This window comes from Flavobacterium sp. LHD-80, assembly GCF_030929605.1.
Taxonomy (GTDB): domain Bacteria; phylum Bacteroidota; class Bacteroidia; order Flavobacteriales; family Flavobacteriaceae; genus Flavobacterium.
The window spans coordinates 213,584-227,639 of the sequence record NZ_JAVFVS010000011.1 but is presented as its reverse complement, the minus strand read 5'-3'; the positions used below and the strand labels follow the sequence as shown (position 1 = coordinate 227,639).

The 14,056-nt window shown below is 33.6% G+C and carries 13 protein-coding genes and 2 tRNA genes; 6 read left to right on the top strand and 9 right to left on the bottom strand.

Annotated elements, in window-relative coordinates; translation table 11 throughout:
• Nucleotides 1–51: 51 nt before the first annotated feature.
• The 3 genes from RB619_RS15920 to RB619_RS15910 form a co-directional block, all read right to left on the bottom strand.
• The gene (locus tag RB619_RS15920; RefSeq protein ID WP_308099220.1) at nucleotides 52–723 is read right to left on the bottom strand and encodes a copper homeostasis protein CutC; all 672 of its coding nucleotides are present in this window, start codon (nucleotides 721–723) and stop codon (nucleotides 52–54) included.
• 104 nt (nucleotides 724–827) lie between these two features.
• Nucleotides 828–1,151: a GIY-YIG nuclease family protein gene (locus RB619_RS15915; RefSeq protein WP_308099218.1), complete on the bottom strand. Its 324-nt coding sequence runs from the start codon at nucleotides 1,149–1,151 to the stop codon at nucleotides 828–830.
• Between the two features lie 333 nt (nucleotides 1,152–1,484).
• Complete coding sequence (locus RB619_RS15910) at nucleotides 1,485–2,492, bottom strand: beta-ketoacyl-ACP synthase III (protein ID WP_308099216.1); 1,008 nt, start codon at nucleotides 2,490–2,492, stop codon at nucleotides 1,485–1,487.
• Nucleotides 2,493–2,754: 262 nt separating this feature from the next.
• Here RB619_RS15910 and RB619_RS15905 point away from each other — a divergent pair, with 262 nt between their 5' ends.
• Complete coding sequence (locus tag RB619_RS15905) at nucleotides 2,755–5,166, top strand: prolyl oligopeptidase family serine peptidase (RefSeq protein WP_308099214.1); 2,412 nt, start codon at nucleotides 2,755–2,757, stop codon at nucleotides 5,164–5,166.
• Between the two features lie 111 nt (nucleotides 5,167–5,277).
• Here the strand turns inward: RB619_RS15905 and RB619_RS15900 are convergent, their stop codons facing one another.
• The 3 genes from RB619_RS15900 to RB619_RS15890 form a co-directional block, all read right to left on the bottom strand.
• Nucleotides 5,278–6,228 (bottom strand): ABC transporter ATP-binding protein, encoded by a 951-nt coding sequence (locus RB619_RS15900; RefSeq protein ID WP_308099211.1) that lies wholly within the window; start codon nucleotides 6,226–6,228, stop codon nucleotides 5,278–5,280.
• 107 nt (nucleotides 6,229–6,335) lie between these two features.
• Nucleotides 6,336–7,031, bottom strand: a complete 696-nt coding sequence (locus RB619_RS15895) for an OmpA family protein (protein ID WP_308099209.1) — start codon at nucleotides 7,029–7,031, stop codon at nucleotides 6,336–6,338.
• 30 nt (nucleotides 7,032–7,061) lie between these two features.
• A complete protein-coding gene (locus RB619_RS15890) occupies nucleotides 7,062–7,565 on the bottom strand; it encodes a lipocalin family protein (RefSeq protein WP_308099207.1) in 504 nt (167 codons plus the stop codon).
• Nucleotides 7,566–7,767: 202 nt separating this feature from the next.
• Between RB619_RS15890 and htpG the strand changes: the two genes are divergently transcribed.
• The 5 genes from htpG (at nucleotide 7,768) to RB619_RS15865 (ending at nucleotide 12,950) form a co-directional block, all read left to right on the top strand.
• Complete coding sequence (gene htpG / locus RB619_RS15885) at nucleotides 7,768–9,651, top strand: molecular chaperone HtpG (protein ID WP_308099205.1); 1,884 nt, start codon at nucleotides 7,768–7,770, stop codon at nucleotides 9,649–9,651.
• 171 nt (nucleotides 9,652–9,822) lie between these two features.
• Nucleotides 9,823–10,749 carry a thrombospondin type 3 repeat-containing protein gene (locus RB619_RS15880; RefSeq protein WP_308099204.1) on the top strand — a complete coding sequence of 309 codons (927 nt, stop codon included), beginning with the start codon at nucleotides 9,823–9,825 and terminating at the stop codon, nucleotides 10,747–10,749.
• Nucleotides 10,750–11,175, top strand: a complete 426-nt coding sequence (locus RB619_RS15875) for a hypothetical protein (protein ID WP_308099202.1) — start codon at nucleotides 10,750–10,752, stop codon at nucleotides 11,173–11,175.
• A gap of 98 nt (nucleotides 11,176–11,273) precedes the next feature.
• Nucleotides 11,274–12,080 carry a hypothetical protein gene (locus RB619_RS15870; RefSeq protein WP_308099200.1) on the top strand — a complete coding sequence of 269 codons (807 nt, stop codon included), beginning with the start codon at nucleotides 11,274–11,276 and terminating at the stop codon, nucleotides 12,078–12,080.
• 132 nt (nucleotides 12,081–12,212) lie between these two features.
• Complete coding sequence (locus tag RB619_RS15865; protein ID WP_308099198.1) at nucleotides 12,213–12,950, top strand: DUF4369 domain-containing protein; 738 nt, start codon at nucleotides 12,213–12,215, stop codon at nucleotides 12,948–12,950.
• Between the two features lie 61 nt (nucleotides 12,951–13,011).
• On the opposite strand, the gene RB619_RS15860 is transcribed toward RB619_RS15865, so the two are convergent.
• The 3 genes from RB619_RS15860 to RB619_RS15850 all read right to left on the bottom strand — a co-directional run bounded on the left by RB619_RS15860 (nucleotide 13,012) and on the right by RB619_RS15850 (nucleotide 14,005).
• Nucleotides 13,012–13,470, bottom strand: coding sequence for a hypothetical protein (locus RB619_RS15860; protein ID WP_308099196.1), 459 nt, complete (start codon nucleotides 13,468–13,470; stop codon nucleotides 13,012–13,014).
• A 275-nt stretch (nucleotides 13,471–13,745) separates the two neighbouring features.
• Nucleotides 13,746–13,822: transfer RNA gene (locus RB619_RS15855), tRNA-Thr, on the bottom strand.
• Nucleotides 13,823–13,931: 109 nt separating this feature from the next.
• Nucleotides 13,932–14,005 (bottom strand) — tRNA-Thr (locus RB619_RS15850).
• Nucleotides 14,006–14,056 lie beyond the last annotated feature (51 nt).

Genomic DNA, 14,056 nt, shown 5'->3' with positions numbered 1-14,056 from the left:
AAAAAAATCCTGGAGTATGCCAACTCCAGGATTTTTTATTTTTATAATGGTCTATAAAAAATTTCTCAATTCCTTTATTTCTTCGGGATTTGCAATTTCTGACTTATCTGTAATTGCTGACGAATGATAAAAAGTTGGCGTCAGTTTGTCCTGTAATAATTTAATATTTGAAGATCTTAACCCTCCGCCCGGCATGATTTCGATTCGGTCTTTGGCTAATTTCTGAATCAGTTCTAAATCGAAAATTCCTTCTTCAACATTCTTCCCTCTTCCCGAAGTCAAAATGGTTTGGAAACCACATTCAATTACATCTTCAAGTCCTTTTTCAATTGAGTCGACAACATCAAAAGCGCGGTGAAAAGTACACGAAAGCGGATGCGCTAAATGTACTAATTCTCTATTTTGTTTTTTATTGATTTTTCCGTTAGCCTTTAATATTCCAAAAACAAAACCATCAACACCCAGTTTTTTATACTGTTTGATATCTTGTTTCATTTCCGTAAGTTCTTCATCAGAATACACAAAATCACCACCGCAAGGCCTAATAATAACGTGCATTTTTATATTTATGCTTTCGCGGACTTTCACTACCAAAATAGAATTTGGTGTTGTGCCTCCTAATTCCATGTTTTCGCACAGTTCAATTCTGTCCGCGCCACTTTCCTGCGCAATCAAAGCTGACTCGTAATTAAAACAGGCTATTTCTAGTTGATTTTTTTTCATTGTAAATATCTAAAAGGGCTTCGACTTTGCTCAGCCTGACAACAATTAATTAAGTGACTTTTAACTCGATGTCATCCTGAGCGAAGTCGAAGGCTAAATTACAATTAAAGTTCTTTTTTATTAAATTTTTTATGACTTGATTCATTCAAACATTCTGATAATTTTTCCAAATCTTCCCATTTATCATTTATTATTGCCTCTTTCTTTTTACGGCTCCATCCTTTTACTTGTTTTTCAAATGCAATGGCTTGATTTACATCATTAAATTCGGTATAAAAAACTAATTCTAATGGTCTTCTATCAAATGTATAACACGTCACATTTAAACCATAATTGTGTTCATTTAATCTTCTTTCAATATTATTTGTAAATCCTGTGTAATAACTATTATCAGAACATTTTAATATATAGACGTAATATAATTTCATCTTAATTTAAAAAATTTAATTTCATATAAAAGTAAGAAAATTATTTCATTATATTATAAAACTACAACATTCCAGTTGTCACCCTGAGCGGAGTCGAAGGGCGCCCCAATGGACACGTGGGCTTCGACTCCGCTCAGCCTGACAAATCTATTCTTTTACAATTTTCACACCTTGCTTGTCACCCTGAGCGGAGTCGAAGGGCGTTCCAATTGGCACGCGGGCTTCGACTCCGCTCAGCCTGACAACCGTTGAATTGTCCAACCTAAATAAAGGATACAAAAAAACCTGCTCCAAAATGAAGCAGGTTTAAAATATAATGCAAGATGAATTAATTTACCATTTGATAATAGCACTCGCCCAAGTGAATCCACTTCCGAAAGCGGCTAAAACTACTGTATCGCCAGATTTTATTTTTCCTTGTTCCCAAGCTTCAGTTAAAGCAATCGGAATAGATGCTGCAGTTGTATTTCCGTATTTCTGAATATTATTGTGTACTTGATCGTCTGACAATTTGAATTTATTCTGAATGAACTGCGAAATTCTCAAATTCGCCTGATGCGGAATCAACATATCAATATCTGAAACCTGAAGACCATTTGCTTCTAAACCTTCATTGATTACTTCTGCAAAACGAACTACTGCATTTTTAAATACAAATTGTCCGTTCATATATGGATAATAACTTTCGTCATTTGGATCATTATCAGCAATAATATCAGTTACCCAACGTGCGCCCATTCCTGGTGCCTGTAAAGCTAATTCTTCAGCATGTTGCCCTTCAGAATGTAAATGTGTTGATAAAATTCCTTTTGTCAAATCTTCTTCACGGCTCAAAACAGCTGCTCCTGCTCCATCTCCAAAAATAACTGAAACGCCACGACCACGTGTTGTCATATCCAATCCTGTAGAATGCACTTCAGAACCAATTACCAAAATATTTTTATACATTCCGGTTTTAATATATTGATCAGCAACAGAAATAGCATAAACAAAACCTGAACACTGATTTCTTACATCTAAAGCTCCAACAGTTTTTAATCCTAAATCTCTTTGAACCAAAACTCCAGGACCTGGAAAATAGTAATCTGGACTTAAGGTTGCAAAAACTACAAAATCAATATCTTCTTTGGCTACGCCAGAACGTTCTATTGCAATTTTAGCTGCTTTTACTCCCATTGAAGTTGTGGTATCTTCTCCACGAATGATATGTCTGCGCTCCTGGATTCCAGTTCTTTCCTGAATCCATTCGTCATTAGTATCCATAATTTTAGACAAATCGTCGTTGGTCACAACATTTGAGGGAACATAATATCCTAAGCCCGCTATTTTTGAATGATACATATTCTTTTATTGTTTGTTAAAAATTGGATTGCAAATTTACGTATAGTTTAAAACATAAGCACCCAAATTACTATTTTTTTCGTTATTGACAATTTAATATACTTTAATTCTAAAGTTCTTTAAAACTTTTTCTTTTAAGAAATATCAGTGTTTTGTTAAAAATGATGAAAACTATTGAAAATATGCTTTAAAATGTAACAAGATTGAAGTACTTTAGTCAAACATTACGAATACCATTTTTTAAACCCCTAAAATTCAAATTATGAAATTAAAGGTTACACTGCTCTTATTTCTAAACGTTGGTTTTTTTGCTTTTGCCCAAGAAAGCTTAACGTACCAAAAACCATCAAAATCCATTTTAGACTTAGCCGACTACGAACGTGCTCCGACAGTATCAATGGATACTAAAAAAGAATACATGTTGCTAATGTACAGACCCACTTATAAAACATTAGACGACTTAAACCAAGAGGAACTGCGTTTGGGCGGATTAAGAATTAATCCAATTACTAATATTTCTAGTACAGTTACGTACTTAAACAATTTAAAAGTACGTAAAATTAATAGCACGGCCGAAGTGCAGGTTTCAGGTTTACCAAGTAATCCTAAAATTAGTAATATCTCATGGTCGCCAAATGACAAAAAAATATTGTTTTCGCACACTACTGCAACAGGAGTTGAACTTTGGATTTTAGATGTTGCAACCGCAAGTGCTACAAAACTTACTGAAGGAACTGTTAATGCAAATCTTGGAAATCCGTTTAACTGGTTTTCAGACAATGAAACAATTCTGGTAAAAATGCTTCCTAAAAACAGACAGCCTTTACTAGATGCTAAAAAAGATTTGCCAACTGGACCAATTATCTCAAATACTTCTGGAGAAAAATCTCAAAACAGAACCTATCCAGATATGTTGAAAAACAAAAATGATGAAGTAAATTTTGAAAATATTGTTACTTCTGAATTGTACAAAGTAAACCTTAAAGGTGACGCTGTTTTGTTTAAAGATGCAGCAATGTATTTTGGAGAAAGAATTTCACCAGATGGTAATTACATCATGCTGACTACACTTCAAAAACCATTTTCATATGTAGTGCCTCTTTACAGATTCCCATCACGAACAATTGTTTATGATTCAAGAGGAAAAGAAATTAAAACAGTAAATGAAGTTCCGTTAAACGAAATAATTCCTAAAGGTTTTATGGCTGTTAGAAAAGGAAAACGCGAAATGGCTTGGAGAAATGACAAACCAGCTACATTGGCATTTGTAACTGCTTTAGATGAAGGAGATCCGGCAAACAAAGTTGAATTTAGAGATGAAGTTTTTCTTTGGGATGCGCCTTTTACAAACAATCCAACTTCATTGGTAAAAACACCACAACGTTTTAGTGATGTAACTTGGGGGAATGATAATATTGCTATTATTTCTGACGAATGGTACGATACACGTAATACAAAAACGTATTTAATCAATCCTTCAAATCCAAGTGAACAACCAAAATTGATTACAGACCGAAACGCACAAGATGTTTATTCCGATCCAGGTACATTTGAAACTAAGAAAAACGAGTACAACAAATATGTTTTAGCTATTGAAAACGACAATGCGTTCCGTATTGGACAAGGATTTACTAAAACAGGCCAATTTCCTTTTATCGATGAATTCAATTTAAAGACATTAAAATCAAAACGTATTTACACTTCTTCTTATAAAGACAAAAAAGAAGATTTACTGGAAATTGAAGATTTTAAATCAGGCAAAGTTTTAGTTCAGATTCAGTCTAAAAGCGAATATCCGAATTATTATTTCAGAAACATTAAAAAACAAAATAGCCTGACTCCAATTACGGCTTTTAAAAACCCATTTGAAAGCATTAAAGATGTGAGCAAAGAAGTAATTAAATACAAACGCAAAGACGGTGTTGAACTTTCCGGAACTTTATATTTGCCTGCTGGTTACGACAAAGTTAAAAAAGAAAAACTGCCTTTGTTAATCTGGGCTTATCCAGCAGAATACAAAGACAAAAACAGTGCTGGACAAGTGACTCAAAATTCAAATGAATTTACTGTTCCTTATTATGGCTCGTTTGTATATTGGGTAACAAAAGGATATGCTGTTTTAGATGATGCTGCGTTTCCAATTATTGGAGAAGGCACAACAGAACCAAATGACAATTTTATTTCGCAATTAGTTGACAATGCCGAAGCTGCAATTAACGCTGTAGACGCTTTAGGCTACATCAACCGTAAAAAAGTAGCAGTTGGCGGACACTCTTATGGTGCGTTTATGACAGCAAACTTATTGACGCATTCTAATCTTTTTGCCTGCGGAATTGCTCGAAGCGGTGCATACAACAGAACATTGACTCCGTTTGGATTTCAAACAGAACAGCGTAATTACTGGGAAGTTCCACAAGTTTACAATACAATGTCGCCATTTATGAATGCTGACAAAATGAAAACTCCAATTTTATTAGTTCACGGTGAAGCGGATAACAATCCTGGAACTTTCACCTTGCAGACAGAGCGATATTTCCAAGCTTTAAAAGGTTTAGGTGCCAATGCAAGAATGGTAATTTTACCAAAAGAAGCACATAGTTATGTAGCTAAAGAAAACATTTTACACCTTCTTTGGGAACAAGATCAGTTTTTAGAAAAGTATTTGAAAAACTAATTCTTTTAAAACAATTATATAAAGCAAACCCGACAGGTTTTTAAAACCTGTCGGGTTTATTATTTTAAGCATTAAAAATTTATCTAATTATCAAATTGACACATTCTCTAATTACAGATAATTTAAGCCAAGAAATATTTCCTGTTCAAGAGGCAAATCAATTTCACTTTCAAAAAAGATCAATTGTCTTTTAAAAACAGTTTCAATCAAATAATGATTTCCCCTAAAATAAGTTCTTCTGATTTTAACTGGAAGTTTTGATTCCGCAACCATTTTAAACTGATGCGGATACACTAATGTTTTATGCGCTTCGTCATTATAATCAAGCAATAAATGTGTCGCAACTTCATTTACTTCACCAAACAATGACGCCACATATTTCGTTTCAGGATCTTCGTATATTTTTGTCGGATCACCTTTTACAATCACTTCCCCATTTCGCATTACAATTGCTTCGTCTGCAAATGACAATGCATCTGTACTGTCGTGTGTAGCAATAATACAGGTAATTCCTTTTTGCTTTAAATATCTAAATAAATTTCTGCGTAAAGCATTTTTTCTAAAAGCATCAATCTGGCTGAAAGGTTCGTCAAGCAAAATTACTTCTGGCTCTAAAGCCAAAACCCTAACCAAAGCTACTCTTTGTTGTTGACCTCCACTCAAAAATTTAGTTTTTACATTGGCAAAATTTTCCATTTCGACCATTTCCAATAATTCCTGAACGCGCAGTTTTTTCATATTGGCAAAACCATTCGACAAGAATTTCCCAACATTCTCTGCCACTGTTTCATAAGGAGACAAATCAAAATCCTGAGCCAAGTATTTCATATACGGCATTCCTGGAATCAAATTATATTTTGGACCTAAAACTGGTTTTTCGTTATAAAAAATCTTGCCTTCGTCTAAGTCATACAAACCATAAATGAGTTTGAGCAGTGTACTTTTTCCGCAACCGCTTTCACCAATAATGGCAATATTTTCACCTTTATTTACAGTAAAAGAAACGTTATTTATAACGGGTTTGTCAGTGTACGAAAAAGAAATATTTTGAATGTCGAGCATGAGTTGAATTTGAGAGTTCAAATTTACAATGTTTAATTCCTAAAGTCAAAAAAAAAGCTGCTTCAATTATTGAAACAGCTTTTAAGATTTTTTATTGTCTTCTGAAATTATTTTCCAGATTCAGCTTTTGCGTCATTAACCATTTTGTCATTTGCAGTAATTGAAAACTCTACACGACGGTTTTGAGCTCTTCCTTCTGGCGTATCATTAGTTGCAATTGGATCAACAATTCCTAAACCAGAAGTTTTGAAACGGCTTGATTTTAATCCTTTAGAAACTAAATAAGCTTGTACAGAAGCTGCTCTTTGTCCAGAAAGTGTCAAGTTATATTCTGGTTTTCCAGTATTATCTGTGTAACCAAAAATCTGAATATCAGTATCACCGTAATCTGTAAAAACAGGAACTAATTTATCTAAATTTGCTTTTGCAGTTGCAGTCAAAGTCGATTTGTTAGTATCAAAACGAACAGCATTTTCATTAAGTGTTAAGTGAATTCCTTCACCTACTCTCTCAACATCTGCACCTGGCAATGCCTGATCGATTTCACGAGCCTGTTTATCCATTTTGTTCCCAATAAGAGCTCCAGTTCCTCCACCTACAGCAGCACCAATAGCAGCACCTAAAGCAGCGTTTCCACCATGTCCTAAATTGTTTCCTAAAATACCACCGATAAGACCTCCGGCAACTACTCCAATTCCGGCACCTTTTTGTGTATTATTTGCATTCTTTACTGAATCACAGCTTGCAAAAAAGCTTACTAACACAAGTAAACTACTCAAACCTAAGACTGTTATCTTTTTCATATTTTATATTTTTAATTTTACTTAGCTTTCTTAGTTAGCTCTTTGAAATTGGTATGTAACGTCTTTAACTTGTCCGCCTACATTAATGTTGTCGATTAATTGAAAAGAATTGTCACTTAGTCCAGCAACTTTAAGCAAATAACCTTCTTTCACGTTTTTAGATTTTGTTCCAGGATTAACAATTTTAAGAACAAAAAGACCTTGACTATTTATACTCCAAACAATTGGCGAAGTAAATGCAGTACAGCTTGGCGCTGTTAAAGTCATAGTACCTTTATTATTGTTCGAAATAAAATTCCAAGTACTGCCAATGAAACATTTTGAATCAGCAAGATCAAAAGAATTGACCTTAATATAGTCAGAACCCGGATAAGATACATTGGTTAATACCCAATTTCCTTTAATTGCAACTTGAGTCGATTTGTCAAGTTTAGTAGAAAGAGTTGGCGCTTCTGTTGAGGCAGTTGTAGACGAAGATGATTTACACGCAAATAACATCGTGGCAATCATGCAAATGAAAATAATTTTCTTCATTTTGTACATTTTTTAAGTTAATACTTACACGTTTAACAATTATTGTACCACAAATATACGATTCGTTGCGCTAATTACTCTTCCAAAATCTATTTATTTTCTTTCAAAATTAACACTTCCGACATTTTGTCACCCAAAAAACAATTGGTATTCTATTTGAATAAATGAATATCATCACATTAAACTCAAAAATTAAAAAAATATGACAACAGGTAAAATTAATGTTTCTGTAGAAAACATCTTTCCCTTAATCAAAAAGTTCTTATACAGCGATCACGAAATCTTTTTACGTGAGCTTGTTTCAAACGGAACAGACGCTACTTTAAAATTAAAACACCTAATCAGCATTGGCGAGGCTAAAGTTGAATACGGAAATCCAGTTATCGAAATTAAAGTTGATAAAGAAGGTAAAAAAATCCACATCATCGACCAAGGTTTAGGTATGACAGCAGATGAAGTTGAAAAATACATCAACCAAGTTGCTTTTTCTGGTGCTGAAGAATTCTTAGATAAATACAAAGATTCTGCAAAAGATTCTGGAATTATTGGTCACTTTGGTCTTGGTTTCTATTCTGCATTTATGGTTGCTGAAAAAGTAGAAATCATCACAAAATCATACAAAGATGAACCAGCAGCACACTGGACATGCGACGGAAGTCCTGAATTTACTTTAGAGCCTGCTGACAAAACTTCACGCGGAACTGAAATCATTCTTCACATTGCTGAAGATTCTTTAGAATTTTTAGAAGATTCAAAAATCAGTGGCTTGTTAAGCAAATACAATAAGTTTATGCCTATTCCAATTAAATTTGGAACAAGGACTGAAACACTTCCAAAACCAGAAGATGCTCCAGAAGATTACATAAACGAAACTATAGAAGTTGATAACATCATAAACAACCCAAATCCAGCTTGGACAAAACAGCCATCTGAATTATCTGATGAAGATTACAAAAATTTCTACAGAGAATTGTATCCAATGCAATTTGAAGAGCCATTATTCAACATTCATTTAAATGTAGATTATCCGTTCAACTTAACTGGTATTTTGTATTTCCCTAAATTAGGAAACGATATGCAAATCCAGAAAGACAAAATTCAATTGTACCAAAACCAAGTTTACGTTACAGATAACGTAGAAGGAATTGTGCCTGAATTTTTGACCATGTTAAAAGGTGTAATCGATTCTCCAGACATTCCTTTGAACGTTTCTCGTTCTGGTCTGCAGGCAGACGGTGCTGTTAAGAAAATTTCAAACTATATCACGCGTAAAGTTGCTGATAAATTAAAATCTTTATTCAACGAAAATCGTGCTGATTTTGAAGCAAAATGGAACGACATTAAAATCGTTTTGGAATACGGAATGCTTTCCGAAGATAAATTCTACGAAAAAGCAGGTGCATTTGTATTGTATCCAACTGTAGATGATACTTACTTTACTTTAGAAGAATTAAAAGAAAAACTAAAAGAAAACCAAACTGATAAAGATGGTAAACTTGTAGTTCTTTATGCTGGAAACAAAGATGCACAACACTCTTATATTGAAGCAGCAAAAGACAAAGGTTACGAAGTATTGCTTTTAGATTCTCCTATTATTTCGCATTTAATTCAGAAAATTGAAGGTGACAACAGCGAATTAACTTTTGTGCGTGTGGATTCTGATCATGTTGACAATTTGATCAAAAAAGACGAAAACACGATTTCTAAATTATCTGATGAAGAAAAAGCAACTTTAAAAACTTCTTTAGAAGCTTATATTCCAAAAGCATACAGCGTACAATTAGAAGCTATGGATTCTCAAGCAGCTCCGTTCATTATTACGCAACCAGAATTTATGCGAAGAATGAAAGAAATGAGCCAGACTGGTGGAGGCGGAATGTTCGGAATGGGAAATATGCCGGAAATGTACAATTTGGTTGTAAATACAAATTCTGATTTGGCTTCAAACATTTTAAATACTGAAGATAAAACACACCAGGAACACTTGGTAAAACAAGCTTTAGACTTAGCAAAATTATCGCAAAACCTATTAAAAGGTGAAGCTTTAACTGCTTTTGTAAAAAGAAGTTTCGAGATGATTAAATAAGATTTTAAAATCTCATTCTATAAAATGGAAACCTGCAAATATAAATTTGCAGGTTTTTTTATTTAATTAACTGAAAAACAATTACTTAAAATGAATTAGTTAAAATATTTTTTTAACTTTATATTTCCAAAAAAGCGAGAAAACTTAATCTACAAGATAAAAACCAAATAGATGAAGAAATCAATACTCTTGATCATTTCTTGTATATTCCTTTTTTCCTGCGTTTCAAACAAAGAATTTCGGTCTAAAGAATTGGAAGTTGCTTCTCTGCAAAAACAATTAGATAGTATTTCCAAAAACGGTTTGCTAGATAGTGATAGCGATGGCATAATTGACAAATATGATGCTTGCCCGAATTTAAAAGGAGAAGTATCGGCATATGGATGTTCTGACAGAGATGGCGACGGCGTTCCTGACGCAGTAGACAATTGCCCTGATCATCCCGGCGCTAAAGAAGACAACGGCTGTAATGTCGCCATGATGAAAAATCCGTTGCCTAATTACGTTACTTATTTCCAAAAATTAAATCCAACCAAAACGATTCACCTCACTCCTTACTTCAAAAAAGGAATCCCTTTAAAACAGCTCAATTCGCAACTTATTTCAGTTGTAGAAAAGAAACTAAAAAGAGAAACTGGAAATTACAAATATTTTGATGTCGGCAATGGAAATTATGCCATTATTACCCGAAAAGAATGCATTACAAAAGACGGAAAAGCAATCAATACCGAACAATGCAAACCTGATAAAGATTGTTCCTGGTTTCAATTTTCTTGTGTCGAAGAAGGATATTCCAGATTCTATTTATTCTTAATTACTAAAAAAGTTCTTGGCGAAAATCCAGCTGGATTTGATTTAGAAGAATTCAGCCGAATTTATGAAACCGATGCATTAGACTCCAATTGGAAATCTATTCCAGAGCTAAGCAAACTGCTTTCAAATCCTGAAAACAAGTTTACAGATGAATATTCAGTAATTGTAAAATTGTTCGAAATAAAAAAAGAAGGACAAATGGGAGATGCCGAAGTACTGGAAGATCCAACATATGAATTTGAAAAACAGATCAAAAACAGTTTTAAACCTAATACACCACAATAAATGACATTCTTTTTAGCACAAAAACAATTAATCAAACTCTGGTTTATCTGGACCATGATCTTATTAATTTTTGTTGGTTATCATTTGCTCTTTGGAATTTTCAAACCAATCCCAAAAGAAGTTATGACCTGGTTTGCCAAATACCTCGCTTCTATATTTGCCTTGATAATGAGCAGTACTTTTTTTAGTCAAAAGCTTTTTGAAGAAGAATTAAAGGACAAGATATATTTTTATCTTGCAATAGGCACTTCGGTACTTTATCTTGCTTTTATTTCTGTCGTTCTCATAATATTACCGCGAACAGAAGAAATCAATTCTAAAGACGATTATATAGCGCAATTAAAAAACATGGGATTGATTTTTAATTTCCTTCTACCGATTCTTACTGGAGTTCTTGGTTATTTTTTCTATAAAAGCAAAAAATAAATGCTGTTTAAAAAGGCTCTTTCTTAATTTTTCATTGCGATTCATTTTTTTTGTTACATTTGAACACCTTTAAATCTAACTTAAACAAAAAAACTGCTATGAAAAAAATCGCTCTTGTAGTCACAACTATCTGTGCAACAGCACTAACTTACATTTCTTGTTCTAGCGACAATGAAATCGCAAATCAAACTGATACGACCGCAGTAGGCGCTTCAATTACAATTGATGCAGCAAACGAAATGGACGTTAACACAGGATTATCTGTTACAAACAGTTCAGGCACATCAAAACCTGCAGGAGCAGTTTGCGCAACAATTACCGTTTCTGGATCATCTTATCCTAAAGTTTATACTGTAGATTATGGAACTGCAGGATGCGTAGACAATCAGCTTACTAGAAAAGGAAAATTAAAGCTTACTCTTTCTGGACCAGTAACTACCACAGGAAGTAAATTGACAATTGAAAGAATCGACTATTCTATTAACGGAATAAAATTGGAAGGAACAATTGAATATACGAATACTACAACTGTTGCAACTGTTCCTCAATATACAAGAAAAGTAACTAATGGAAAATTTACTGATTTATTAGGAAGGGTGTACACAAACTCTGGATCATACACAGTAAAACAAACTGCAGGTGTTGATACTCCTCTTGTTCTTGAAGACAATATTTATGAAATGACAGAAGGAACACATACTGTAACAACAGACAAAGGCGCAACATTAACATTGACTGTTCAAAAAGCTTTAGTTAAAAAATACTCTTGCCAGTATATTTCAAAAGGAGAATTAAAAATTGAAGGTGGCTTCCTAAAAGGAGTTATTGACTACGGAAACAATGACTGCGACAGCAAATACACTTATACGCATGAGACTGGCGTGAGTTACAACTTACAAATGTAAAAGTCTCATTTTTATAAAAATACAGTGAATCCCAATTTAGAAATAGATTGGGATTTATTTTTTATTAAAATTTAAAACACCATAGTTGCATTTAAACTATTTTCTTTATTTTGCACCAAAATCTAAAAACCAATGAAAAAATCAATTATTGCCTTTGCTGCAATTGCCTTATTAGCATCATGTAGTAAAAAAAATGAATCTACTGACAACCTGCACATCACAGGAAACATTAAAGGATTAAAAAAAGGAACTTTATATATTCAAAGAATTGTTGACACATCACTTGTTGCAATTGACAGTATCAAAATTGACGGAAACTCAGCTTTTGAACGTGATATTAAACTTGAATCTCCAGAAATGCTTTATTTGTTTTTAGACAGAGGCGTAACAAACTCAATGGACAATAACATTTTATTCTTTGCAGAACCTGGAAATATAAATATTGATACAAACTTGGATAACTTTATTTATAGCGCTAAAATTACAGGATCTAAAAATCAAGAATTATACGAAGAATACAAAAAAATCAACAATCGTTTCAATGACGAAAGTCTTGCTCTAGTTGAGCCAAGATTTAAGGCAATGAAAAGAAACGACCAAAAAGCGATCGACAGCTTGAACGCAAAACAAGATTCAAATACCAAAAGAAAATATTTGTATGCTACAAACTTCGCTCTTAACAACAAAGATCACGAAATTGCACCTTATATCGCTTTAGCAGAGATTTACGACATCAATATCAAATTTCTAGATACGATTCAGAAATCGATGACACCAAAAGTAGCTCAATCGCTTTACGGAAAGAAATTAACCAAATATGTTGCTGACATCAAAAAGCAAGAACAAAAAACTCCTGCAGCTGCAGAATAATAAAAAAAACGTCCTGAAAATTCAGGACGTTTTTTTTATATCAAATCGTTTCTCTAAAAGATTACCTCCCCAATAAAGCTCCGGTGATTGCAAGCAAGAAAAACAAAGCATACAATACCAAAATAGAAACCATTAAAATTCCGATAAATTTATAGTGTGATTTCAAATATCCCAAAGAAGATGACAACGCTTCAGAATCATTTTCTCTAAAAGCTCTTTTAGCATTTGAACTAAACTTAAATAAATAATAAACAGGGAAGAAATAAACTGCCGCAATCAATAAGTAAAAAAAGCTCATTAACGCGCCGAAAGAACCTCCGTAAGCACCCATTCCTGGCATTGCAGCGCCCATTGTAGAAAAGAATGCTCCCGCAAAGATTGCGATTAAAACAAAAAATCCAATTCCGACAAATCCTAGAATTGATAAAAAATAAGCCCACTTAGCGGTTTCCTTTAAAAAATCTTTTGCAGATTGATCGAGCTGCATCTCAAAATTTTCAAATACTGAAGTTTCTTCCATTATGTAAGGTTTTTGGTTAAGAAACAAACATAAGAAAAATATTGTTACTAAAATATTAAATAGACGTTGTGGGGATTTGGTTTCAAGTTTCAAGTTTCAAGTTTCAGGTTCTGACTACACTGTCAGGCTGAGCGAAGTCGAAGCCCTATGCGCAACGATATTCATTTTGCTCAAAATGGCAATATGCGTCCCCAACCTGAAACTTGAAACCTGAAACAAAAACTAAACCTTAAATTTTGAACAAAAAAAAACCACCACATTTCTGTGATGGTTTTTGGAGCCGATAGAGGGACTCGAACCCACGACCTGCTGATTACAAATCAGCTGCTCTAGCCAGCTGAGCTACATCGGCCTATTTTCCGGGTGCAAAGATAAAATTGTTTTTTATATTTCCAAAAAAAATTTCACACCTCTCTTTATTATTAAAAAAACCACCACATTTCTGTGATGGTTTTTGTTTGAGCCGATAGAGGGACTCGAACCCACGACCTGCTGATTACAAATCAGCTGCTCTAGCCAGCTGAGCTACATCGGCCTCAATACGGGTGCAAATATAAAGCGGTTTTTCGTTTTTCCAAAATAAATT